Annotated in this window: 18 protein-coding genes and 1 pseudogene; 7 read left to right on the forward strand and 12 right to left on the reverse strand. The window is 59.8% G+C overall.

Going from position 1 to position 24,266, the window contains the following annotated elements; translation table 11 throughout:
- The 6 genes and pseudogenes from QBL02_RS13405 to QBL02_RS13430 form a co-directional block, all read right to left on the reverse strand.
- Positions 1-826 (reverse strand): annotated as a pseudogene (locus tag QBL02_RS13405) (hypothetical protein); the annotation flags it as partial.
- Positions 823-1,575: a hypothetical protein gene (locus QBL02_RS13410; protein ID WP_282726943.1), complete on the reverse strand. Its 753-nt coding sequence runs from the start codon at positions 1,573-1,575 to the stop codon at positions 823-825. The pseudogene QBL02_RS13405 and the gene QBL02_RS13410, both read right to left, overlap by 4 nt.
- Positions 1,576-1,890: 315 nt before the next feature.
- Positions 1,891-4,002 (reverse strand): hypothetical protein, encoded by a 2,112-nt coding sequence (locus tag QBL02_RS13415; RefSeq protein WP_282726944.1) that lies wholly within the window; start codon positions 4,000-4,002, stop codon positions 1,891-1,893.
- Positions 4,003-4,008: 6 nt separating this feature from the next.
- Positions 4,009-5,202, reverse strand: coding sequence for a methionine adenosyltransferase (gene metK / locus QBL02_RS13420; RefSeq protein WP_282726945.1), 1,194 nt, complete (start codon positions 5,200-5,202; stop codon positions 4,009-4,011).
- A 174-nt stretch (positions 5,203-5,376) separates the two neighbouring features.
- Complete coding sequence (gene rpoZ / locus QBL02_RS13425) at positions 5,377-5,694, reverse strand: DNA-directed RNA polymerase subunit omega (RefSeq protein ID WP_282726946.1); 318 nt, start codon at positions 5,692-5,694, stop codon at positions 5,377-5,379.
- A gap of 106 nt (positions 5,695-5,800) precedes the next feature.
- Positions 5,801-6,448, reverse strand: coding sequence for a hypothetical protein (locus QBL02_RS13430; protein ID WP_282726947.1), 648 nt, complete (start codon positions 6,446-6,448; stop codon positions 5,801-5,803).
- A gap of 107 nt (positions 6,449-6,555) precedes the next feature.
- Here QBL02_RS13430 and QBL02_RS13435 point away from each other — a divergent pair, with 107 nt between their 5' ends.
- The 4 genes from QBL02_RS13435 to holA all read left to right on the forward strand — a co-directional run bounded on the left by QBL02_RS13435 (position 6,556) and on the right by holA (position 11,959).
- The gene (locus tag QBL02_RS13435; RefSeq protein ID WP_282726948.1) at positions 6,556-7,416 is read left to right on the forward strand and encodes an acyl-CoA thioesterase II; all 861 of its coding nucleotides are present in this window, start codon (positions 6,556-6,558) and stop codon (positions 7,414-7,416) included.
- 141 nt (positions 7,417-7,557) lie between these two features.
- Complete coding sequence (locus QBL02_RS13440) at positions 7,558-8,427, forward strand: ComEA family DNA-binding protein (RefSeq protein ID WP_282726949.1); 870 nt, start codon at positions 7,558-7,560, stop codon at positions 8,425-8,427.
- The gene (locus QBL02_RS13445; RefSeq protein WP_282726950.1) at positions 8,424-11,015 is read left to right on the forward strand and encodes a ComEC/Rec2 family competence protein; all 2,592 of its coding nucleotides are present in this window, start codon (positions 8,424-8,426) and stop codon (positions 11,013-11,015) included. Before QBL02_RS13440 ends, QBL02_RS13445 begins: the two co-directional genes overlap by 4 nt.
- Complete coding sequence (gene holA, locus QBL02_RS13450) at positions 10,940-11,959, forward strand: DNA polymerase III subunit delta (RefSeq protein WP_282726952.1); 1,020 nt, start codon at positions 10,940-10,942, stop codon at positions 11,957-11,959. Before QBL02_RS13445 ends, holA begins: the two co-directional genes overlap by 76 nt.
- A gap of 179 nt (positions 11,960-12,138) precedes the next feature.
- On the opposite strand, the gene leuS is transcribed toward holA, so the two are convergent.
- The gene (leuS, locus tag QBL02_RS13455) at positions 12,139-14,676 is read right to left on the reverse strand and encodes a leucine--tRNA ligase (RefSeq protein WP_282726953.1); all 2,538 of its coding nucleotides are present in this window, start codon (positions 14,674-14,676) and stop codon (positions 12,139-12,141) included.
- Between the two features lie 53 nt (positions 14,677-14,729).
- Positions 14,730-16,049: an anthranilate synthase component I family protein gene (locus tag QBL02_RS13460; RefSeq protein WP_282726954.1), complete on the reverse strand. Its 1,320-nt coding sequence runs from the start codon at positions 16,047-16,049 to the stop codon at positions 14,730-14,732.
- A gap of 102 nt (positions 16,050-16,151) precedes the next feature.
- Between QBL02_RS13460 and QBL02_RS13465 the strand changes: the two genes are divergently transcribed.
- The 3 genes from QBL02_RS13465 (at position 16,152) to QBL02_RS13475 (ending at position 18,257) form a co-directional block, all read left to right on the forward strand.
- Positions 16,152-16,934, forward strand: coding sequence for an aminotransferase class IV (locus QBL02_RS13465; protein ID WP_282726955.1), 783 nt, complete (start codon positions 16,152-16,154; stop codon positions 16,932-16,934).
- Positions 16,935-17,022: 88 nt separating this feature from the next.
- Positions 17,023-18,012, forward strand: a complete 990-nt coding sequence (locus tag QBL02_RS13470) for an SPFH domain-containing protein (RefSeq protein ID WP_282726956.1) — start codon at positions 17,023-17,025, stop codon at positions 18,010-18,012.
- 17 nt (positions 18,013-18,029) lie between these two features.
- Positions 18,030-18,257, forward strand: coding sequence for a hypothetical protein (locus QBL02_RS13475; protein WP_282726957.1), 228 nt, complete (start codon positions 18,030-18,032; stop codon positions 18,255-18,257).
- 107 nt (positions 18,258-18,364) lie between these two features.
- Here QBL02_RS13475 and cydC read toward each other — a convergent pair whose 3' ends face one another.
- From cydC to QBL02_RS13495, 4 genes are read right to left on the reverse strand one after another with little or no spacing between them, the layout of a single operon-like run.
- The gene (gene cydC / locus QBL02_RS13480) at positions 18,365-20,026 is read right to left on the reverse strand and encodes a thiol reductant ABC exporter subunit CydC (protein ID WP_282726958.1); all 1,662 of its coding nucleotides are present in this window, start codon (positions 20,024-20,026) and stop codon (positions 18,365-18,367) included.
- Positions 20,023-21,696 (reverse strand): thiol reductant ABC exporter subunit CydD, encoded by a 1,674-nt coding sequence (gene cydD, locus QBL02_RS13485; RefSeq protein ID WP_282726959.1) that lies wholly within the window; start codon positions 21,694-21,696, stop codon positions 20,023-20,025. Before cydD ends, cydC begins: the two co-directional genes overlap by 4 nt.
- A gap of 10 nt (positions 21,697-21,706) precedes the next feature.
- Positions 21,707-22,753, reverse strand: a complete 1,047-nt coding sequence (gene cydB, locus QBL02_RS13490; protein ID WP_282726960.1) for a cytochrome d ubiquinol oxidase subunit II — start codon at positions 22,751-22,753, stop codon at positions 21,707-21,709.
- An 11-nt stretch (positions 22,754-22,764) separates the two neighbouring features.
- Entirely contained in the window at positions 22,765-24,216 is a 1,452-nt protein-coding gene (locus tag QBL02_RS13495) for a cytochrome ubiquinol oxidase subunit I (protein WP_282726961.1), read from the reverse strand.
- Positions 24,217-24,266: the final 50 nt, after the last annotated feature.

The raw sequence follows: 24,266 nt of genomic DNA on the forward strand, positions 1-24,266 counted from the left end.
TCACAATGAACTCAGAGAGGTGGTCTGATTCGGCACGCACCTTGCCGGTTGCTTCGTCGTAGTACGAGGGCAGCTCGACCCAGTCTTCTGCCGAGGACTCCCGGGTATACAGCTTCAGCGAAGTGAGCTCGATACCCGCGGCCGTCACTTCGTCTTCGTCGACGGCGAACCCGAGCGTGATACCCGGCGTCACCGAGGCCGCCTTCTCGACACCGTGTGGGTCTTTCTCGGTGACCACCTCGGCGGGGAATGCCGTCACTTCATTGCCGTCGGATGCCTGCGCGTCGATACTTATCGCGTCGCTGAAGGCGATGCCGTCAAGCTGCGCCTCGGCAGACGCCACCGCGTCGGGGCTCGCCTCACTCAATGTCAGCTGCAACTCGTCGCTGATCTTGTAGCCAGAGAACTCGGCACTGACGCCAACACTTCCGGCCTCGATATTGCCCCCGGTCGCTGGCGTCAGTGTGGCTTCGGCAAACGTTTCAGGCACGTCTTGATGCTCGATTACACGCCCGTGTTCGGCAAGGCCACGCCCCTGACTGTTGGCCAACGCCAACACGAGCGACCTGGTCGAACGTTTCGTACCTGCCACCTGCGCACTTTGCGCCACCGACACCGCTGCCACCTGTGGTCGTGATTCCAGCCGCCTCGGTTTCGAAGCGGCCTGCCTCGCCTCACGCACCACCCGCACGGAACGACTCTGCGCCGATGCCTGCTGTAACGCCTGCGCATTCGGCGGAGCCGCCGTCACCGCAACAGCCGTCACGAACAGCAGGGTGAGCACTCTTGCGGCAACACCCGCGGCCGCGGTCCTTCCCGGCCTCACGAGACCGGCATCTCTACAGAACGGGCAGCCCCCGTCATGTGCTCAACGATCCTACGCCGCCACAACAACCAGCCACCCGTGCCAAGCCCCGCAAATCCGAGCAGCAGCATCAGCCAAAACCACGGCTGACCCGTCAACGCAAGCAGCGACGGATCAACACGTTTCACACACGCCGCGAGCTGCGCCGCATCAGAAACCCCATCACCGTCATAATCCTCAAACCCAGTCGCACACGTACGCGTGCCACAGACCACAAACTCGACCCAGTCGGAGATCCTGTCGCCGTCAGCGTCTTCAAGACTGTTTGAACAGGTGTCAGTGCCACAGACCAGACGCTCGGCATAATCGGGAATCCCGTCACCATCACGGTCTTTCGTCGCACTCGCACAGGTACGCGTGCCACACGACAGAAACTCAACCCAGTCAGCAATCCCATCGTTATCAGCGTCCTCAAGCCCCGTCGCACACGTCTTACTGCCACAGATCGCAAGCTCAATGTCGTCGGGAATGGCATCGCCATCGGCATCGGATACCTGATCTTGACTGTGGAATGTTCGCGACAGCTCGATTGAGCTCGCCGTCAATCCCACGGCGGCGAAAGACTCCAACGAAGACTGGGGAGTTTGTTGGGTCGCCGCTTGTGCCTGAGTGGGGCCGACTAGCACAGCCGCACAGATCACGACAAGACTCAGTACGTGTGCGAAAACATTCTGGGGGCGCGAGAGCGCAACGAATCGACGTTGAGTCACGTGGGGCTTTCTGGAAAACGGGAAGTAGGTCTTGAAGACGCTCTCAACGCACCAGAAGAATCAGCTCACCCTGACTCACAAATGCCGCCATCAGAAGCGACTGTAAACGCCGCCACGCATCACTTCATACCCGAAGTGCATACACGTTATTCAGACGTTACAAAACCCGACTTTTTCAGCCAGTTAAACACTTCTGAACAGGAGTTTTCTTCACCGAGAACACGCCAATTTCACCGAACTTTGACCACACAAAACCGAAACATATCAAGAGTTTCACGCCCGTACGAAAGTAGCGTTTCCGCGGCAGAAATAACGCTAGCTATCGAAGACGCCGCGGTCATCAAATCGCAGACGTAGTGCTTCTGGATGTGCCCGGCCCGGAGCCCGCCCCGCGACCCGTGAAGAAGAACCCGCGGCGTCTGCCACGAGAGCACCGCGCAATCGCTTCGCTACCTCGGCACCCTGTGCATAGTCAAAACGCACAATTGCGCGGAGCAGCGCGGCACCGCGCTGACCATTTGGGCCCGGGCGTTCTTGAACGGGCGTAGGCCCAAGCGTGTCAACACCGGGCAACTGACCGAGTGCTTTGAGAGCCCGATCTACCTGCTGGCGGCCACCAGTAACGCTAGCGACACGAACCGCAGGCGGGTAACGCAGCTGATGACGGTCACGCAGCTCGCTGCGCAACCACTCGTCGATGCGCCCTGTTACAAAGGCTTGCACAACCGGGCCCGACCCGCTTGCAAGCACGCACCGGCCATCTGGCGCGGCGAGGGCGGCGGCATTTTGCCACCAGCGCATACAGTCCTCGGCGGCACGGAGCGATTCGATACTGAGCAGTCGATCAGCATCGAGTAGCACAACAGCGTGGTATCCCCCGGCCGCTATTGGTTCAGCCCCGCGTGTGGCGACCACAAGTGCAGGCCTCGAATCGACCCGTTCATGCGGGTGGGCACCGTCACTCAGAATGACTCTGGTGCCCGGAAACTGCTTTTGAAATTGCTCCACGGTGCGCTCAGAGCCGGCACCGCGTTGCGCGAGACGCGCACTATTGCATTCGGGGCAGCGCCAAGCACTGGCGTGTTCACCGCACCACCGGCATACCGCTCGGTGCATGCCTTGAAAACCGATCGGCCCACCACACGACTTGCACCGCGCCCGCTCACCACAGTCGTCACACACCGCAACCGGCGCATAACCGGGCACCGCAACCTGCACCAGGACTGGCCCCTTCGAAAGCCCCTCGCGAATGCTCCGCGCGGCGAACTCGGGCACTCGCCCAAAGTCGGCCTCAAGATTCTGCACCGCATCGGCCGTGATGATTCTCGTGCGCCGCGGGGGCACAGACTCAGCTTTCACATAGTTGATATCGATGAGTCGTTGCACCTCGGCGCTACGCGCATGGGCAGCAAACACAAGACCCACTCGGTCGACAGCACTATCGTCGCCCTGCTGGTCGGCGTTGGTGACACCCGTGTCGACCGCCGCAGCAGACTCGGCGTGCTCAATCGATGCGCGCACGAGCGCTGCGTCGCGCGCGTGCACATATGGCGCGAGAGGTTCAGAGAGCAACGGATCGCCGTCGTCCCAAAGCAGAATGGCGCCAAGACGATAGGCGGGCGCATAAATCGCCGAGCGGTTGCCGAGCACAATTCTGGGTTTTGCGTCGAGTGCACGCAAAAATGATGCGTATCGGGCGCTACCCGATTGCCGCGAATCGACCCGCACCACACCCGAGTGCCCAAGTGATGCGAGCGCATCGGCCAGCTGATCCACATCGCGATAATCAGGGGCGACGAGGATCGCGCTGCGCCCTTCGGCGTGTACGGCGAGGGCGAGCTTCGCCAACTGCACAGCCCAGCCGCCGACCCACTCGCCTGTGCTCAAACGTTCTGGCCCGTGCGACGAGGTAATTGCGAGGCGATCACCGTTCAGCAGCAGCTTGGCGGTTTCAGCTTCTTGCTCAGCAACTTCGGGAGCGAGGTCATCAGCACCGGGATCTGCGGCAGTGCCCGCCAAATGCTGCTTCTCTGCGCGCACCATTCGCTGGGGCAAAGCAAGTCTCAGAATGTCAGAAGCAGAGCCACCCGCGCGATCAGCGACTGCTCTGGCCACCCGCCAAAGCTGAGGCGTAAGTGCGGGTACCGGGCCGACGATGTCGGCAATCGGCTGTAATTCACCGCCAAAGTCGCTCCGTTCAGCGAATCCAACCACGTACCCGTGGCTGCGCCTATTTTGCGAACGAAACGGCACCCGCACGCGCTGGCCGACTCGCAGATCATCTGCGAGGTCGGCCGGCACGGCATAGTCGAAAAGATGGTCGAGCTGCGGTAACGCAGAATCGAGAAGCACCTGAGCGACTGGTCGCCCCTGCGCTGCTTCGGCGCGATCACTCAGATCCGTGTGCGCCGTCTCGACCGCACCCAAGAGTGCTTACAACCCGGCAGCTGCCCGAAGCAGCTCGACACGAGGGGTTGCCTCCCAAGTGAACTCAGGCAGGTTGCGGCCGAAGTGACCGTAGGCGCTCGTCTTTGCGTAGATCGGGCGAATCAGATCAAGGTCACGAATGATCGCTGCCGGGCGCAGGTCGAAGACCTCACGAACGGCCGCCTCGATACGTGCGAGCGGAATCGTCTCGGTGCCAAACGTCTCTACGTAGAGACCGACCGGGTGCGCGCGACCAATCGCGTAGGCAACCTGAAGCTCAGCGCGCTTCGCGAGGCCAGCGGCAACGACGTGCTTCGCTACCCAGCGCATCGCGTAAGCGGCCGAACGGTCGACCTTCGAAGGGTCTTTGCCGCTAAACGCACCGCCACCGTGACGGCTTGCGCCGCCATAGGTGTCAATGATGATCTTGCGGCCAGTGAGACCAGCGTCGCCCATTGGGCCGCCAACCACGAAGGGGCCTGCTGGGTTGATAAAGAGTTCGGCATCGCTGCTCACCAATTCGGTGCGCTCAAGCACCGGTCGAATCACTTCGCGCTCGATATCAGCACGCAGCTGATCCTGCGTAATGCGAGCCTCGTGCTGGGTCGAAAGCACAACTGCTTCGACGCTAACCGCGCGGTCGCCCTCGTAACCGATCGTGACCTGGGTTTTACCGTCTGGTCGAAGGTACGGCAGCACGCCTGATTTGCGTACCTCAGTGAGCTTTTCAGCCATGCGGTGCGAAAGCCAGCTTGGCAGCGGGTGCAGCTCTGGCGTTTCGTCGACCGCGTAGCCGAACATGATGCCCTGATCTCCGGCGCCCTGCAGGCTGAGTTCGTCGATTGCGCCCTCGCCCTCGCGCGCCTCAAGCGATCGCTCGACACCAGAAGCGATATCTGGCGACTGCTGTCCGATCGAAACCGAGACACCGCACGATGATGCGTCAAAGCCCATTTCGCTTGAGGTATAACCGACTTCGCGCACTGCTGCGCGCACAATCTCGGGGATCTCGACATAGCCTTCGGTGCGAATTTCGCCAGCTACGTGCACGAGACCAGTGGTGACGAGAGTTTCAACGGCAACACGGGCGCCGGGATCGATCGTCAGAAGTGCATCAAGAATCGAATCTGAGATGCGATCGCAAATCTTGTCTGGGTGACCCTCGGTTACAGACTCCGAGGTGAAAAATCGTCTTGTCATGATGGAATCAGCCTAGCCGAGACCACCGTCAAAGGCCTGCGGAAGGCAGGATATTACTCTCCGTTGAAGCGGTATTACAGGGGGTGTTTGCGCAATTGGCAAATAAAAAGGTACGCCGAGCAAAAAGCAACGTCTCGGCAGGTCAATACAGACCCGCCGAGACGTTGAAAGAAATTACTCGCCTGCTTCTGGCAGTTCGATAGCGTCGAGTGCTGCCTCAAGCGTGTTCTCTACCGACTGGTGCACGCGTGGCTTCATCTCAAGCTTGCCTTCGGCAATCTCGTGAAGAGCAGTCGAGAGCGGCTTGTCGTCAACAGAGGCGTCTACGAGTGGGCCAACGTTGTCGAAGAGGTTGCCGTCGTGCAGATCGGTGTAGTAATCATTGATCTGACGGGCACGCTGCGAAGCGAAGACCACGAGGGCGTACTTCGAATCAACCTTCTCGAGCAGGTCGTCGATAGGGGGGTCGATGATGCCATTCACCTGAGCCATGTGCTGCGTCTCCTTCTAGATAACCCCACTATTCTACCCCATTCGGTCTAGAACTTGGGCTTTACAGCCGAAGATAACGCAGCAAGTCCCCCGCGAACGCGCCGGATCAGCCGAAGAGACTGCGCACAAGCACCTGCCCGTGGGCGCTGTCGAGCCTCGTCCAAGTGAGCGTTTTGGCCATCTGCACGGTCTCCTGCTCACGCAAAAAGCCCATCGATTCCGCGGCGAAGGCAGCAGCAGCGGGCAACCCAGGCAGAATTTCCGCACCCCAGACGGCGCCGCGAATCTTACGCACAAGCGCATCACCAGGGTTATCGGGCAGCGCTTCGGCCACCCGCTCGATGCCCTGCTGCGCCACACCAGCAAGAGAGGCCCCATCGACAACGCCAGCGGGCTCCCACCCGCCAAGCGGAGGAAGCACCCCTGCCCAAGCGGCTGAAACGACCGAGTCTGGCAGATCCAGCGTTAACCCGATGATGCCCATGTGCGCGATTCGATCAAGCAGAGCCCGGCCAAGCACCGTAATATCGACAGGCTCAATCGGCTCATCGCGCAAAGAAAAAGCTCGCATGACCAGCACGACCGGCACGGTATCCATCAACCCCGCCGGCGCCTGAGTGCAACCAAAGACCGCGAGCACCGACCCACGAGAAACCAATCGAACCTCAGCCTGACCCGCCCGTTGCAGCCGTTCAAGAAAGACCTTCAAGTCATCTCGCGAAGCGTGGTCGACTAAATGTATCTGCTGAGTCACAACACTCACTTTAGGGCGTGTACTGTGCTCGTTCGCCGAGAGCCCAGCAATAGACTGTGCAGCACGGGAACTTCAGGGGCGAACGTCGCCGATGCCGAGGAGGACGCATGTCAGTAATGCCAGATCTCATCGAGATGCTTTCACTGCACGATAGCGAGGCGCGCACGCACTACGACATCTTCACAGGGCCAGCGCTGCCTACACCCCACGGACGGTCGTTTGGCGGTCAGGTGCTCGGTCAGGCATTGGCTGCCGCTGGCGAAACGGCTGCGCTGGATCGCACAATCCACTCGATGCATGGCTACTTTTTGAGGCCTGGCGACGCTGAACAACGCATGACTTTTGAGGTTGCTCGCCTGCACGATGGCGGTTCGTTCTCAACACGTCGTGTTCAGGCGTATCAAAACGGCGAGATTCTGATGTCGCTTATCGCGTCATTCCAGACTGATGAATCGGGCCTTGAGCACCAGAGCGATTACGATATAACGTCGATTCCTGACCCAGAGTCGCTGCCGACCGTGTGGGAAAAGTACGGTCATCTTGCCGACACCAGGGCCTCTTGGATGCTGAACCGGCCCTTTGACCTGCGCCACGTCGACAACGACATCACCGTGAGAGTCACTGAGCCAGGCAACACCATGCGCGTGTGGCTGCGCAGCCGCGACAACATCGAGGCCGGCCAGATGATTCACTCGGCAGCGCTCGCCTTTGCCAGTGATTATCTGCTCGCTGAGCCGATTCTGCGGCAGCACTCGATTCCCTGGGCCACTCCGGGCCTCCGCGTCGCAAGCCTTGACCATGCGATGTGGTTCCACCGCCCGTTCAAGGTGGATGAGTGGCTGCTCTATGTGCTTGAGACGCCCACTTCGCAGGGCGCTCGTGGGCTGACACACGGCAAGTTCTACAACCAAGCTGGGCAGTTGGTGGCAAGCGTGTCACAGGAGTGCATGATTCGCCCGCCCCAGTAGGGAAAGTTCGCGTCAACCTGGCGGCGGTCATGATTTTTTTGCTCGCAGCTCACAGCTAAGAAGTTCGCCTAATTTCTGCCGCAGTTGGTCGGGGCTGTGGATAGCGTCCCGAAATGAAACGCGGCTACCTAGTGTTGCCGCATGAGCACACAGTTTCACCCGCCAAACCCGGGGCCGGATCCACCCACAGCCGATCAAGCTTCACCTGATGCGCCAGGCCGATGGGCCGCACGGCTGCAAGAGATAGCCTCGGCTCAGGCTGCACAAGCGCCCGAGGCCATTCAGTGGCGAGACACACCCCCGATGTGGCAACGGATAAAACGAGCAATCTCGGTTCCTATCGCAGCTTCAGCCGTCGTGTTTCTGGCAATCCTGCTGTTCTCAATTGGCAGCGTGTGGTTGCAGCCTCATGGGGCCGATGCTTCGTCCAGCGACTCGCAATTGAGTCCCAAAAAGAGTGCTGGTGCCCTGGGCAACACTCCCGAGGGCACCGAGAATGGGAAAAACTCCCAGGGCAAGGATCAAAGCTCATCTGGCGAAAGCATTGTTGTGCACGTCATCGGCGAGGTAGCAAAACCCGGAGTGTATAAGTTACCTGTAGGCTCACGTGCCCTCGCGGCGATCGAAGCCGCAGGCGGAGCAAACGACACGGCAGTGCTTTCGGGGCTGAATCTGGCGCGCCCGCTCAACGACGGGGAACAACTTCTCGTGCCCAACAGTGAGCAAGCGGCACTTGCCCTCTCTCACGCAGCGAATGGCGCCTCAGGCGCGACCGGAGTTAGTCCTGGCGATTCCACTGGTTCGGGCACTGGCACGGGGAAACTCGTGAATCTGAACACAGCAGACGGAGGCGCACTTGAATCGCTGCCGCACATTGGGCCTGCACTTGCGCAAAGAATCATCGATTGGCGTGCCAGCAACGTCGCATTCAGAAGCGTTGATCAACTGCTTGAGGTGTCTGGCATCGGCGAAAAGACGTTTCAAGATCTCCGTGCATTCGTGACGGTATGAGCATGAGACCAGTTGGCGAGTGGCGACTGCTTGCTTCTGCTCTGATTACTTGGGCACTGTGCGCCTGGTCCCTACTCACCCCCGGCCGTGGCGCACTCGTAGCCGCGGCAGCACTACTCATTGGGCTCGCACTTCTCGCAGCTCTTTATCGAAACCTCAAACGCTGCAGATCGCTTCGCGAATCACGAACAAGCATCCTCGCGACAGTGTGCCTGCTCCCCTGCGCGAGTCTCGTTCTCATTGGCAGCCAAGTGCATATCAACGAACAGGCACGAGCCGATCCCACCTTCTTCACCGCCGCACACAACGGCACCGAGACGACATTCGACGCACAGATCGCAGGGTTTCCGCAGACCAAACGAAGCGAGTTTGGCGAGCGTTCTTGGGTTCGAATAGAAGCGATCGGCCAGCGCGGAAAAGTACCAATGCTGGTGTGGCTGAGTGACATAAACGTGTCAAAGACCTCGCTTGCGCCGGGTCTCCGAGCGACGATTACCGCCCGCCTCACCGCTCAGCCCCCAGAGTCGGCGGCGGCCTACACGGCGAACCCTACCGCGTTCGAAACAGTTTCTGCGCGCTCGCTACTGGCAGATCTGGGTGGCACCGCAGCAAGCCTTCGCCAAGGCATAATCGTGCTGGCAAAGAATCTCGATGGTGGTGAACTCCTACCCGGATTCGCTGTTGGCGACACGTCACTGGTGCCCGAAAGCCTCGACGATGCCATGTTGCAAAGTTCACTCAGCCACCTAACAGCAGTATCCGGCGGCAACACCGGTCTCGTTATCTCCGCACTCATTTGGGCAGTCGCAAGGCTTGGCGCCGGACTACGCGTTCGCACAATCACCGCTTTTCTCGGACTTGGCATGTTTGTTGCCATCGTCGGGCCAGACGCTTCGGTGCAGCGAGCCACGGCAATGGCAGCAGTGCTGCTCGCTGGATCATTCGGCGGGAATACGCGGGCGGCCCTACCCGCACTGGGCTTTGCCACTCTTTACCTGCTTGCGACTGACCCTTGGCAGGCGGTGCAAGCCGGGTTCGCGCTCTCGGTTGTTGCGACAGGTGGCATCTTGCTTCTTGCGCCGTCAATAGCAAAGTGGCTCAGACGCGCACTTCGTCTGCCCAAAGTACTCGCCCTCACTGTTTCAGTGGCTCTCTCAGCTCAGCTCGCTTGTGGGCCGTTTCTGCTCCTCTTGCAACCGGGCGTGCCCGCGGTCGGGGTGGTCGCAAATGTATTGGCAGCCCCTGCAGCGCCGCTAGCCACCGGCTTGGCGCTGCTCGCACTACTGCTTGGGCCGCTCTCAGCCCCCGTCGCCACCGCGACACTCTGGGCAGCCAGCGTTCCGGCACGTTGGATCGCCGCAGTTGCGACAGTGACATCAACACTGCCAGGCGGACGGTGGAGTTGGCCGGGCGGCTGGCCCGGGGCGCTTCTATTCGCCGGGGGCGAAGCAGCCGTCTCTCTCGCCTGGTTGTTTGCCACAGGAAAAATTGGCCTGCCAGGTGGTGCACGCGCAATTCAGCGTGCGCCCTGGGCCCAGAAAACCCCCGCGCCTTTCGTTATTCGAATGATCGTCGCGATGCTCGTAAGCAGTGCTGCCGCCACCGTCACAGTTTTCACCATTGCCGCCCCCATTGCGAACAAACTTGGCGTTCCGAAAAACTGGATTGTGGTCGCCTGTGATGTCGGCCAGGGCGACGCGATTCTTGTGCGCGATCTTGACCGACCCGAAGACATCGCGCTCATCGACACAGGCAAGAATGCAGATGCGCTACGAGATTGCCTCGACACATTTGAGGTGAAACGCATCGCACTTCTCATACTGACTCACGACGACCTCGATCACGCCGGTGCCTACCTTTCTGTACTGAACCGAGTAGACCACGCCATCATTTCGCCCGATATAGCAGGTGCGCAAAGCAAAGAACGTCAGCTACTCCGAGGACTCAATGAGGCCGGAGTGCCGTTTCGGGTAGTGAGGAACGGAGAGCAACGTCTCGGCGACGAACTCGGCCCAGATTGGGTGATCCTCTCCCCTGAAACCGAGCCGCCGCCAACATCAACGAATGCCGCGAGTATCACGATGCTTTTCCAGCTCGGGCCGGCGACCCTCCTCGCACTCGCAGACACAGGTCAAGAAGAACAGGCACGCTTGCTGCACCAAGAAAAGTTACGGGGCCACACAGTCGACATCGTAAAAGTCGCGCACCACGGCAGCCGCAATCAAGAACCAGCACTCTACAAATCGATTGCCGCAAGCTGGGGACTCATCTCAGTTGGCGCAAGTAACGGCTACGGCCACCCGACAGACGCGACCCTTTCGGCTCTGATCGAATCCGGCACGAAGCCACTTCGTACCGATCTGCACGGCAACATCGCCATCGTGCAACGAGCTGACGGGTCGCTCGAACCCTGGCTGAGCAGAGTAGACCCGCAGCCACCGGGCGTCGCGCTCACGCAGCCGCAAGCTGCGCTCCTCACAAGAATGTCGGTACAGGACAGTAGGCTTAAGGCGTGGCAGCGGCATCAAAAACTAGCAAAGCGAAAATCGCGAAGGTCGACTTCAATGAAGCGCGACCTGCCGCCGTAGTGTTAATCAGCGGGCCAGAACAGTTTCTGGCAGATCGCGCTGCTCGCACAATTCGCGAGGCACTACGCGAACGCGAAGCCGCTCTCGAGATTCACGATATTGACGCTGCAAGTTACGGCGCAGGTGAGCTTTTTACGGTGGCGAGCCCCTCGCTCTTCGCAGAGCCACGGCTGATTCGTGTAGAAGGCGTTGAAAAATCAAGCGACGCTTTTCTTGAAGACGCCAAACGCTACCTGAGCCAGCCCGCTGAAGACACCACCCTCGTGCTTCGGCACTCGAGCGGGCAGCGAGGCAAAGCGCTGCTCGATGCGGTACGCGGCGACACTGGTGCACAGCTTGGTGCGATCGAGGTCGTTTGTGCTGAAATAAAAAAAGACGCAGACCGATTGAGCTTTGCACAGGGCGAATTTCGACGTCTCGGCGCACAAATACCGGCGACCGCTCTCCGGTCCCTCGTCGCCGCGTACCAAGGCGGACTGGGTGAGCTCGCAGGAGCCATAGAACAGCTGGTCTCAGACGTTGGCAAACGCCTCACCGATTCAGACGTAGAGCGATCCACAGAAGGCCGCGTCGAAGCCGGCGCATTCAAGGTGGCTGATGCGGCAACCGCAGGCCGCGCAGCCGACGCACTCGTATTGCTGCGCCAGGCCCTCAGCACCGGTACCGATGCAATCCCAATGCTGGCCGCGCTCAACATGAAAGTGCGCGCAATGGCCCGGGTATACGGTGCGCGAGGCAGCGCTGGCGAACTGGCATCCACCTTCGGCATGGCACCTTGGCAAGTAGAGCGTGCACAGCGCGAAACCCGAGGCTGGACCGAAGGCGATCTCGCCCGGGCGATTGACATGGCCGCAGAGACCGAACTGGCCCTCAAAGGCGGCAGCCGCGATCCCATTTACGCGCTCGAACGCTACGTGCTCTTTGTCGCCAAGCGCGGCCGCTAAACTCTCTGCACCGCTCGCGAAAACACGTACACCGATCTGCTAGTTCACTGGGGCTAGCCGCTTGCTGGGGCTAACCGCTCGCAAACCATCTCGAAGTGCACGAGACCGCAAACTAAAGACGTGTGCCCCGCCTAATTCGACAGAATCAATAGGCGGGGCACACGATCGTGAGAAGCGAGTTACGGCTTCGTAGCGATGCTCACAATCTTCGGCACGCGCACGATCACATTCACGATCTGGCGATCACCGATTGCACGCTGCACCGACTGCGAGGCTCGGGCCGCGGCCTCTGCGTCAGCCTCGCTGACCGAGGCTGGCAGGGTGAGACGATCACGAACCTTGCCATCGACCTGAACGATCAGCGTAACCTCGTCTTCGACCAGCAGCGACTCGTCTGCTGACGGCCATACAGCGAGTGCAACAGTCGCCTCGTGGCCAAGCTTCGACCACATATCTTCAGCCGTGTACGGCGCAAAGAGCGAGAGGATCATCGCGATCGCCTCTGCAGATTCACGCACAGCGGGATCGGCTGCACCAGCACCGGCATCAATGGCCTTGCGGGTAACATTCACCTGATCCATCAGGCGCGCAACCACAACGTTGAACTTATAGTTCTCAACGAGCGTTGGCGCGTCAGCGAGAAGCTTGTGCGTGTGACGGCGAAGCCCCTGATCCCCCGCAGCAAAATCTACGCCAGGCTCGCTGGCAACGTCACCGGCAACGCGCCAAGCACGCGCCAAGAACTTTGCTGAACCCTGCACCGAGACATCGGCCCAGTCGATATCGTCCTCTGGCGGGCCAGCGAATGCGAGCGTCACGCGCAGCGCGTCGGCACCGTGCGCCTTGAGCTCCGAAGCGAACTCAACGAGGTTGCCCTTCGACTTCGACATCTTGGCACCGTCCTGCAGCACCATGCCCTGGTTGAGCAGTGCACTGAATGGCTCTTCGAAGTCGAGGTAACCAAGATCGTGCAGCACCTTCGTAATGAAGCGCGAGTAAAGCAAGTGCAAGATAGCGTGCTCAACGCCGCCGGCGTACTGGTCGATCGGACCCCAAGCATTCACGAGTTTCGGATCAAACGCCTGGGTGTCGTCGTTCGCAGACAGGAAGCGCAGGAAGTACCACGAGCTGTCGACGAAAGTGTCCATGGTGTCGGGGTCACGAGTCCAGGCTTGGCCCTCAGCATCCGTGACATTCGACCATTCAGTGGCAGCGCCGAGCGGCGACGAGCCCTTTGGCTTCAGGTCAAGCCCCTCAGAAGCAGGCAGGCGAACCGGCAGCTCTTCGTGAGCGACCGGGCGCATCTCGCCCTCATTCGATTCTTCCGCACCGTGCAGAATCGGAATCGGCGTACCCCAGTAGCGCTGGCGTGAAATCAGCCAGTCGCGCAGGCGGTAGGTCTTCGCTGCACGGCCAGTGCCGCGAGCTTCAAGCACCTCAATCGCCTTCGCGATCGCCTCGACCTTACCGAGCCCGTTCAGCTCTTCAGAGTTCACAAGCACGCCGTTGCCAGCGGTTGCCACACCCGAGACTGCAGGGTCTTCCAACACCGCGCCATCTTCATCGCGGACCTCAACCACAACCCGCACCGGCAGCTCGAATTTCAGCGCGAAGTCGAGGTCACGCTGATCGTGAGCAGGCACAGCCATAATCGCACCGTGGCCGTAATCTGCGAGCACGTAGTCAGATGCCCACACAGGGATACGTTCGCCGTTGACCGGGTTGATCGCGAAGTGATCGAGGAAAACACCGGTCTTCTCGCGATCAGCATTCTGGCGATCGATTTCGCTCTGCTTCTGTGTGGCAGTGAGGTATGCCTCGAAAGCCTCACGCACCTCAGGTGAGGAGCTCGCCGCGAGTTCTGCAGCGAGATCACTATCTGGCGCAACGACCATGAAGGTGGCGCCGTGCAGGGTATCCGGGCGAGTCGTGAAGACTGGCACCTTGGCGTCGCGACCCTCGATCTCGAACTCAACTTCTGCACCCTGCGAGCGACCGATCCAGTTGCGCTGCATGTTCAGCACCTTGGTTGGCCACTGGCCTTCAAGCTGATCGAGGTCGTCGAGCAAGCGATCCGCGTAATCGGTAATACGGAAGTACCACTGGGTCAGCTTCTTCTTGACGACCATGGCGCCCGAACGCTCCGAGGTGCCGTCTGAAAGCACCTGCTCGTTCGCGAGCACGGTCTGGTCTACTGGATCCCAGTTGACCCAGCTTGCCTTACGGTAGGCCAGGCCCTTCTCATACATCTTGAGGAACAGCCACTGATTCCACTTGTAGTATTCGGGGTCGCTCGTGTGCAGCACACGGCTCCAGTCGAAGCTTGGCGCGTAGAGGCGGAAGCTCGACTTCTGCTGGTCGATGTTCGCGTAGGTCCATTCGCGAGGATCGATCCCACGCTTAATAGCAGCGTTCTCAGCTGGCAGACCGAAGCTGTCCCAACCAATCGGGTGCAGCACGTCGTAGCCGCGACCGCGCCAGTAACGCGCAAGCACATCACCGAAGCAGAACGCCTCGGCGTGGCCCATGTGAAGGTCACCTGATGGGTACGGGAACATGTCGAGCACGTACTTCTTGGGGCGCTGATCGCTCAGATCATTCGCCACCTCGAAGGGCTTCATTTCATCCCAGACGGGCAACCAGCGATCCTGAATCGCTTGGAAGTCGTAAGCCGCCGCGTCGACACCTGTCTCAGCGTTTGCCTGCTGCTCGTTCACTCATACCTCGAAACATCAATAATCTTGCTCGCCAGTAGCGAGCACACACTTATTCAAGGATAGTCGTAATCAATCTGACGAAGTGCCGCGACGAGCGCTGCGGCTTTGAGTTCTTTTTCGTCGAGTTCGGCCTGAGGTGAGCTATCAATTGTGATGCCGCCACCCGCACCGATTCGAGCATGCTGCACGCCGTTTTCGAGTTGCCGCAATTCGACGCAGCGAATACTCATCGCGATTTCGGCGTCGCCATCGTCACCGAGCCAGCCAAAGCAGCCGGAATAGAGGCCGCGCGGTCCCTGCTCAAGGGTTGCAAGGATGCTCACGGCGCTGCGTTTTGGCGCTCCAGTCATCGATCCGCCCGGAAAACACGCTGCGATCGCATCGAGCGTTGAGAGCTCGGGCTTCAGTGTGCCGCGCACTGTACTGACTAGTTGGTGCACCATTGGGTGCTGCTCGACTCTCAAGAATCCTTCAGTGTGCACCGTTCCTGGTTCGCACACCCGGTTCAAATCGTTGCGCATCAGGTCGACGATCATGAGGTTCTCCGCGCGCTCTTTCGGGTCTTCCTCGAGGTCTCTCGCGAGGATCGCATCAAGTTCATCGGTCTTGCCGCGTGGGCGGGTGCCCTTGATCGGGCTCGTAGAAATAGTGCCACCACGCTTACTCAAAAACCGTTCGGGGCTCACGCTCACCAGTGACCGGCCCTCTGCGGCGATCACTCCCCCGCGGATTCCGCCACCCGAGCCTCGCAATTCGAGGTAGAGGCGTAGCGGATCGACCGTCGTGGTTTCGTATTCGGCAATATCGGTCAGGCAGAGCACATATGCGTCGCCCTCCGCAATGGCCGTTTTGCAGGCCAAGACGTCACTCAGGTATCGCTGATCGCTGCGCAGCCAGTTTGTACGCGTGCTCTCGGCTGGGCGATCCACCGAGTGAGAAAAACGAGAGTTTTCACGCAGCGACCCACCGTGGGTTTGAAGCCAGGCATCGATTTCTTCGTCATTCGCGGCGGTGAGGTACGCCTGATTGTTCGCGTGGTCGAGGGTGAGCGTGACGTCCGAGCGCAGCGCGAACGCGGGAGCCGCGTCGTCTTGATGGGGCTGCAAACCGAGCAGCGCGACGCCAAATTCGTAGCTGAGCGCTACCACCCAGCCGTTGCCACTGCGTTGCTGCTCGCCCAATGCATCAAGAAATTCGCTTTCTTGCCCTGCGCTCGCCTGCAGTACTGTGTCTGCCGCGCCGAGGTAGCTGAGGCCGTTATTTCCGTCTGGCTCTGGCGCTGATCCGTCGAGCCAATACCAGCCGCGGGCACGGGAGAGACTTCGCGCGACAGCTGCCGTGTCGCGCGGCCAGTCGATTGCGCGCACCACCACTCGTCAACTGTATCTCGCGGCGGCAGGGCACGAGTGCCGCAGCGGCAGCGCTCACCAGAATCAGTGCTTTGTGCTTGCGGCGAGGGCTGGAATGATGGATACATGCCAAATCAGCACGAGGGATCGGCGAAACTCTTGGCCGCCGATTCGTTTCGCGTGCGTCGAAATGCACAGAGCGGCGAAGCTGAGGTGCGTGGAGGCAGGGCGCATTTGCATCGTTTTGAGCTGGCCGTAAGAGAAGCTACTGAGCATTCTCCTTCGCTCGTGGCTTTGATAGATCGTTTTCTTGCCGACTCGGTACAACAGATTTCTGAGTTTGGCACCGGCTGGCCTCGGTTAGAGCTCTGGGGCACGGGTTCGGACTTGAGCGCTGACAATAATGGCGATCACTTTGAGTTGCGACTCGCTCTGCGCGCGCTTCCCACGCTCGGCGCGGGTGTGGGCCTGCGCACTGCGGTTGCTATCGGAGTGCAGCATCCGGAGCGCAAGGGGCCAAATATCGCCCGCTATGCCGAACTCAATCGCCATCTTGAGGCTGAAGCTCTTTTGCTCGATCAGCACGGTTACGTGCTTGAGGGCGCAACGACGAGCCTGCTCTGGTGGGAAGATGAGTTGCTTTGTGCAGCGCTGCCCGGTCAGCGCGTCGATTCGATTACTGAGGCGATTGTGTTGCGCTACGCGCAGACGCAGGGCACGCAGGTGGTGCACGCGAATGCTTTGCCCGGCGATCTGGCAGCGGCCGAGGTGTGGGCGGTGAACGCGTTGCACGGTATTCGTCCGGTTACGAGGTTGAATGAGAAGCCGTTGCGAGCACCTCGCGAGGATCGCCTTCGCGAGTACACCGCTGCGCTCGATCGCAGCTGGCGCCCGCTGCGCAAAAATTAGCTTCGGCTGAGGTCTGCTGAAAACTCGTTCTCGACGATTCTTGAAAAAGTGATATCGTTTTTATATCACCAATTCAGAGGAGAAGCTGATGACCACGAACCCGCCCTCAGCAGGAAGCCCAGCACCGACCGAACTTGAACCGGTCAGCACCGAACCAGTCGGCCACGACGGCATTCGCGTAGACATTTCAGAGCGCGACGCCTGGCATATGGGCTCTGGCATCGCGATCACAGTCTTTCTCGCGAGCATCGTCGGCTTCATCCTCGGCATTGGCCTCTGCATTCGCGGCGGCGTACTCCTAGACAACGGCTCCGGCGGCGCTGGCTTCGCAACCCTACTCATTGGCATTGTGCTCGCAGTAGCCTCATCGCTGGCCTGGGGCATGCTGACCATCGTGGCCCCCGGCCAGACCTCGGTTCGCCAATTCTTCGGCCGCTACGTCGGCACCGTTCGACGCGACGGCATCAGCCTCGTCGCGCCCTTCACCACCGGCAAAAAAATCTCGGTGCGAGTGCACAACTTCGAAACCAATGAACTCAAAGTCAACGACTCAGACGGCAACCCAATCCACATCGCCGCCATCGTCGTGTGGCAGGTAGCCGACACCGCAAAAGCCATGTTTGCCGTCGAAGCCTACAACGAGTTCATTGAGACTCAAGCCGAAGCCGCTCTACGTCACGTCGCCACCACGCACCCCTACGACCAGGCCGGCCCAGGCGAACAGTCGCTGCGCGGCAGCACCGACGTTGTCTCGGCAGAACTAGCCGACGAGGTTGCGGCTCGAGTCGCGCTCGCAGGCCTCGAGGTACTTGAAGTGCGAATCTCATCACTCGCCTACGCTCCCGAGATCGCCCAGGCAATGCTGCAGCGCCAGCAAGCCAGCGCAATCATCGCCGCCCGAGAGAAGATCGTTGAGGGCGCCGTCACGATGGTTGAGCAGGCACTTGGCCGCCTCGAAAACGAAGGCGTTGTCGTGCTCGACGACGAACGACGCGCCCAGATGGTATCGAACCTCCTACTCGTCCTCACCAGCGAGCAGCGCGCAACACCGGTTATCAACGCTGGATCGTTGTACTAAATCCGTACCGAAGCACCATGACCACTGAAAACTCAGAGCAAGGCTCAAGCCGCGGCAGCAGAAAACAACTGCTGCTACGACTCGACCCAGCTGTGCACGCGGCGGTCGCCAAATGGGCAGCCGACGATATTCGCTCGGTCAATGCACAAATCGAAGTAATACTGCGCAAAGCGCTCATCGATGCCGGCCGCGATCCGCGCCCGGCGCCCATGCGTGGCCGAGGTAGACCACCGAAAGAGTCATAGCGTCAACACCAAAACGAGAATCAGGACGGGCCAACGCCCGTCCTGATTCTCATTTCAAACGCCCCTGGATTCAAACCAGAGGCCACGCGCCTTCCACCTCAAACCAGCTAGAGAGCGAAACGAGAAACCGGCACACCCTCTGGCAGCTCAGTGTGCGTAATCAACACCACCGCCCGATCCCCCGGCAACGCACCAAGCAAATCAACCAGCAGACGATCGGCAACCTGACGATCAACTCCAGCCGTGGGCTCATCAAGAATCACCACCGGGAAATCGGCAAGGATCGCACGCGCAAGCGCGATCCGCTGCGCCTGACCCCCTGAGACGAGCGCACCCCGTTCACCAACTCGGGCGTCAAGACCGCCGCGCTCAAGAGCCCACTCGGCAAGCCCCACCCGATCGAGCACCGCAAGCAACTCATCGTCGCTCGCCGTATCGTGCGCAAATTTAAGGTTCTGACGCAGATCTGCATCAAAAAGATGCGGCTGCTGCTCGATCAAGCCAACCACAGAACGAATCGACGCCTCGGTGGTGTCGCGAGCCTCAACACCGCGGATCTTGTAGCTGCCCTGATGTTCGAGCAGTCGAACAAGTGCGAGAGCAAGCGTCGACTTACCCGCACCACTCTCGCCAGTAATCACAAGCGTCTCACCCGCACGAACATCAAAACTCACGCCGCTCACCGCCGGAGTGTGTGCACCAGGATGTCGCACCGAAAGCTCGCGCACAGAAAGGGACGGCACAGCCGGATCATCAGAGAACTCAGGTGCCACCCCAATAAAAGGTGCGGGAATCTCTGCGGGCAGCGGCGACTCCGTGAGGTCGGCCACTCGACGAGCACTCGCGAGAACCGTGCGCCTTGCGACAAGAGCAGCTGGCACCTGAGCGAAAACTTCAAACACAGCAGCCGGCACAATCACTGCGGCGGCGAAAAGCGGCGCAGAAAGCCCACCACCACCCGCCTGAAGCGAAGGAGACACCGCGAGCAGCACCAGCACAGACGTCACACCCGACGCAAGAGAAAGCAGTGCCGCGGTGAGTCCGGCAGAGCGCACCCTGGTTGATTGCGCATCGGCTAGGCGATTCTCAGCTTCGGAGATCCTCGCCCGCTGCAGCTCAAGACCACCAAACGCCGCAAGCACCTCAGCCGAAGCGAAACGCTCAAGCAGCGCATCCGAAAGGTCTCCGCGCGCCACGGCAAGCTTGCGATCACTCTCAGCAGAAACTCGGGCCGAAAGCCAAGCGCTCAGCGCACCGGCAACCACGAGCATAATCGCGAGGATCAACGCCGCTAGTGGCGCAATGATTGCAAGCACCACAAGACTCAGCAACACAACAATCATGCTGACAATAAACGGCTGCCGCACACGCAACGGCTCATCTTGCAGTTGATCGACATCGTCGACAAAAGCGGTGAGCACGTCGCCGCGGCGGCGCGACTCGATCGCGCCAGGCACACGCGGGATCAGCGCTTCAAAGGTCTCTGAACGAAGCACTGCAAGCTGCGAGAGCGCCGCGTCGTGGCTCGCAAGACGCTCCGCATAACGAAACGCTGCACGCCCAATCGCGAAAGCTCGCACACCGACAATCGCGAAAGTGAGGTGCAGAATCGGCGGCTGCTCACCCGACTTCACAATCAGCCACATGCTGAGGCCAAGCAAACCAACCACACAAAGGTCGGCAAACACGCCAAGCGTCAGCCCCAGAGTCGCCTGTTTTGTCGCGGGAACGGCACGTCGAATGACCCGTGTTATCTGATCAGAATTCACGCGGGCACTCCAATATTCACGACGCGGTCAGCACTGTCGATGAGCGCAGCACGGTGACTAATCAGCAGGACAGCCCGTCCGCTGGCAGCCTCCGCTTTCAGCACCTCGGCGATTCTCATTTCGCTTGCAGTGTCAAGAGCCGAACTTGGCTCGTCAAATACCAGGGCGCCGGCATCGGTGCGCCAACCGCGATACAGCGCACGCGCAATGGCAACCCGCTGCGCTTGACCCCCCGAGAGCCCCGCACCCTGCGCACCGAGCGAATAGTCAGCCAAGATGTTCTCAAGGCCCACCGTTTCGAGTGCGCGAGCAACCAAAGCATCGTCTATCGAACTATCGCCAAGTGCGACGTTTTCAGCAACGGTGCCCTGCAAGAGACCCGGCCGCTGCCCGGCCCACGAAACATCAACCGGCCTACTCACCATGCCCTGAGCTGGCGAGATGAACCCGAGCAAACTTGCCACAAGTGAACTCTTACCAGAGCCAGAAGGACCAACGAGCGCGACAACCTCACCCGACTGCACTTCAAAACTCATCGGCCCGACCGTGTGCGGGCCCCGCCTCAACTGAACTTCGTCGAACACGATACCGGCAGATACAGGCACACTCTGCACAGGCTGAGCCGTGCCGTTTTTCGCATCGGCAGCGGCAGAGTCAGCTGCCTCAGCGGGCTCGGCCTCGATCAATTCAAAGACCTGCTCAGCAGCGGCAAGCCCCTCAGTAGAAGCGTGGAAGGCCGTGCCAACAGCGCGGATCGGAATAAACGCCTCCGGGAGAAGAAGCAGCACAAACAAGCCAAGTGCAAGCGAGAACTCACCGGTGACGAGCCTCGTACCAACCGTGACCGCAACAAGGGCAATCGAAAAAGTACCCGCAAGGTCGAGCACAAAGCCAGAGAGGAAGGTGACTCGCAGCACCTGCATAGTTCGGCTGCGATATTCGCCAGTCTCACGACGGATGCGATTGACCTGGCGATCCTCGCGACGAAAAATTTTCAAGGTGCTGAGACCCTCAACCACGTCGAGGAACGAGCGTGAAAGATGCTGCAGCTGATCCCACTGTTTTTGCTGCACACCCTTGGTGGCCAGCCCGATCAAAATCATGAACACAGGGATCACCGGGAACACGATGACCACCACGAGACCGCTCACTGGGTCAGCCAAGAATACGGCGAGCACCAGCAGCGGTGTCGCGCACATCGTCAAAATGAGTTGCGGCAAATACCCCGAGAAATACCCGTCGAGGGCGTCGAGACCGCGCCCGAGCACAGTGGCCCCGCTCGCGTCAGAACGGGTGGCAAGCGCCTCGGGCGAACGCTGATCGATGGCGTCGAGAGCGGCGGCACGCAATTGCGCTTTCACCTGCACAGCGCCACGAGCAGCAAGCGCATCCATTGCCCATGAAGAGGCAGAACGCACAATCAGTGCGAGTACGGCAACAATAACCAGCCACGGCAGCATGTCTGCCGAGTAGGCGTGGTCTGAAATCTGTCCGGCCGCGCCGCCCTTGCCATCGAGCACAGGAAGCACCAGCACAGCGAGAGACTGTGCGATGCACCAGCACCAGGTAATGATGGCAAGGGTACGCAGTACACCGAAGAGCCCCCCGACGCCGAGTACGGTGCGTGCACCGCGAGCGTAACGCAGGAGTCTCGGGTCGAGGGGCTTCATCTGATCTATCTTATGACGCTACGGCCGCAACAGGCTCATCCGCGGGGATGTGCTCGCGCGAAAGGCGCTTTCGGAAGATCCAGTAGGTCCACGCTTGGTAAGCAAGCACGAGTGGCAAAGTAAACACGGCAACCCAAGTCATCAATTCGAGGGTTTTCTGAGAACTTGCTGCACCAGCGATGCTCATCGAGTACGCGGGATCGATAGTTGAGATCATCAGGTTCGGGAAGAGAGCCATGAAGATCGTGAGCAGTGCGAAGGCAATGGTCAGTGCGTTGAACGTAAACGCCCAACCTTCGCGACCCACCAGGTTGAATACGATGCCAGCGACCAGGGCAACTGCGGCGAGTACTGCGAGCAGCAGCACGATACCGAAGTTTGGATCGCCAACGCGCATCAGCACGGTCCAGACCAGGAACGCAGCGGCGACCACTACGGTCACAATGCCCACCTTGGTTGCCAGGGCGCGCGCACGGTCACGCATATCACCCATGGTTTTCAGCGCGATAAAGACGAGACCGTGTGTGAAGCAGAGCAGTGTGACAGCGAGACCACCGAGCAGACCGTAGGGATTCAGCAGGGTGAGCAGCGTACCTTCGTAGACCCAGCCACCGGTTTCGAGCGGCGCAATCGGTAGACCCTGCACCAGGTTCGCAAAAGCGGTACCCCAGAGCAGCGGTGGCAGCAGCGAGCCCCAGAAGATGAAGCGGTCAAACCAACCGGTCCACTTTGGTCCCTTGCCTTGGTGACGGTACTCGAACGAGACACCGCGCAAGATAAGGGCAACGAGGATCAGCAACAGTGCGAGGTAGAAACCAGAGAACATGGTGGCGTACCACTCTGGGAATGCTGCGAAGAGGCAGGCGCCAGCAACAATGAGCCAGGTCTCGTTCAGGTCCCATACCGGACCGATCGTGTTGATGATGAGTCGCCTATCGACGTTGTCTTTGCCGAGGAACGGTAACGCCATTCCTACGCCAAAGTCGAAGCCGTCAAGTACGAAGTAGCCGATCAGCAGTACGCCGACGACGAGGAACCAAACAATAGTGAGATCCATTTCAATTCCTCCTAATAGACCGTCGCGAGCTGGGTGTGATCAACGTCGTCACCTTCGCTGCCCTCGGGCGCATCAACCTCGGGCGGGCCGGCTTGGACTGCCTTAAGGATGAGCTTGAATTCAACAACTGCGAGGCCACCGTAGACCAGCGTGAATACGATGAGTGAGACCAGCACGGCCCAGCCTGGCACTCCAGGAGATACCGCGGATTCGGTCGTCATCACCCCGAATACGATCCATGGCTGGCGACCCATCTCGGTGAAGACCCAGCCCACGAGCGAGGCGATCATCGGAATTGGTGCGGTCCAGATTGCGACCTTCCACGCCCAAGCTGGCACGTCGCGGTTCTTGCGGGTGATCCAGAGACCAACGATCGAGACCAGAGTTGCGATAGCGCCAAGGCCGATCATCCAACGGAACGCCCAGTAGGTAACCCAAATAACAGGCATGAACATGCCATCAGTTGGGCAGGTGAGCATCGATGAGTCTGCACCGCAGTACAGTTCGGTGTACTCGGACTGCAGGTTTCGAATACCTTCAACCTCGCTTGTAAAGTCGCCGTTTGAAAGGAACGAGAGCAGGTACGGGATGCGGATCGAGAAAATCTCGTGGAAGCCGTCGGGTGTGCCGAGGCTGAAGATCGAGAACGAAGCATCTGCGCCTGACGCGTTTTCGTAGAGCGCTTCTGCCGCGGCCATCTTCATTGGCTGGGTCTGGGTCATTACCATGCCGAGCGAGTGACCGGTGAGGCCGACGCCCATGAATGCAAGGATGTTTGCCCAGAGACCAAAGCGAAGGCTGGAACGCATCTCATCAACGTACTGGTTACGCTTCAGGTGCCAAGCAGCTACCGCAACCATAACTGTTGCGCCAAACATGATGGACGCAAAGATGGTGTGCGGGAACTGCCAGAGAGCAACTGGGTTCGTAAGCACCGCCATAATGTCGGTGAGTTCAGCGCGTTGGGTGTCTGGGTTCAGTTCGTAGCCAACAGGGTTCTGCATGAACGCGTTTGCCGCGAGGATGAAGTATGCCGAGAGCATCGTTGCGATCGATGTCGCCCAGATGGTCGCGAGGTGGACCTTCTTTGGGAGCTTGTCCCAGCCGAAGATCCAAAGGCCGATGAAGGTCGCCTCTAGGAAGAATGCGATCAGGCCTTCCATAGCAAGCGGAGCACCGAAGATGTCGCCCACAAATCGTGAGTAGTTTGACCAGTTCATACCGAACTGGAACTCCTGCACGATACCGGTGACCACACCCATCGCGAAGTTGATGAGGAAGACCTTGCCGTAGAGCTTGGTCAGGCGAAGGTACTTCACCTTGCCGGTACGAACCCACGCTGTCTGCAGAATTGCGACCAGAAAGCTGAGCCCGATAGTAAGCGGGACAAACAGGAAGTGATATAGCGTCGTAAGCCCAAATTGCCAGCGGGCCAGCGTCAACGCATCTAAGAATTCGTTCACGAGTTCTCCAAAGGTGTCGGGCGCACGCCTATATCAGTACGCACTCCCAT

This window comes from Leucobacter sp. UT-8R-CII-1-4 (assembly GCF_030010235.1).
Lineage (GTDB): Bacteria > Actinomycetota > Actinomycetes > Actinomycetales > Microbacteriaceae > Leucobacter.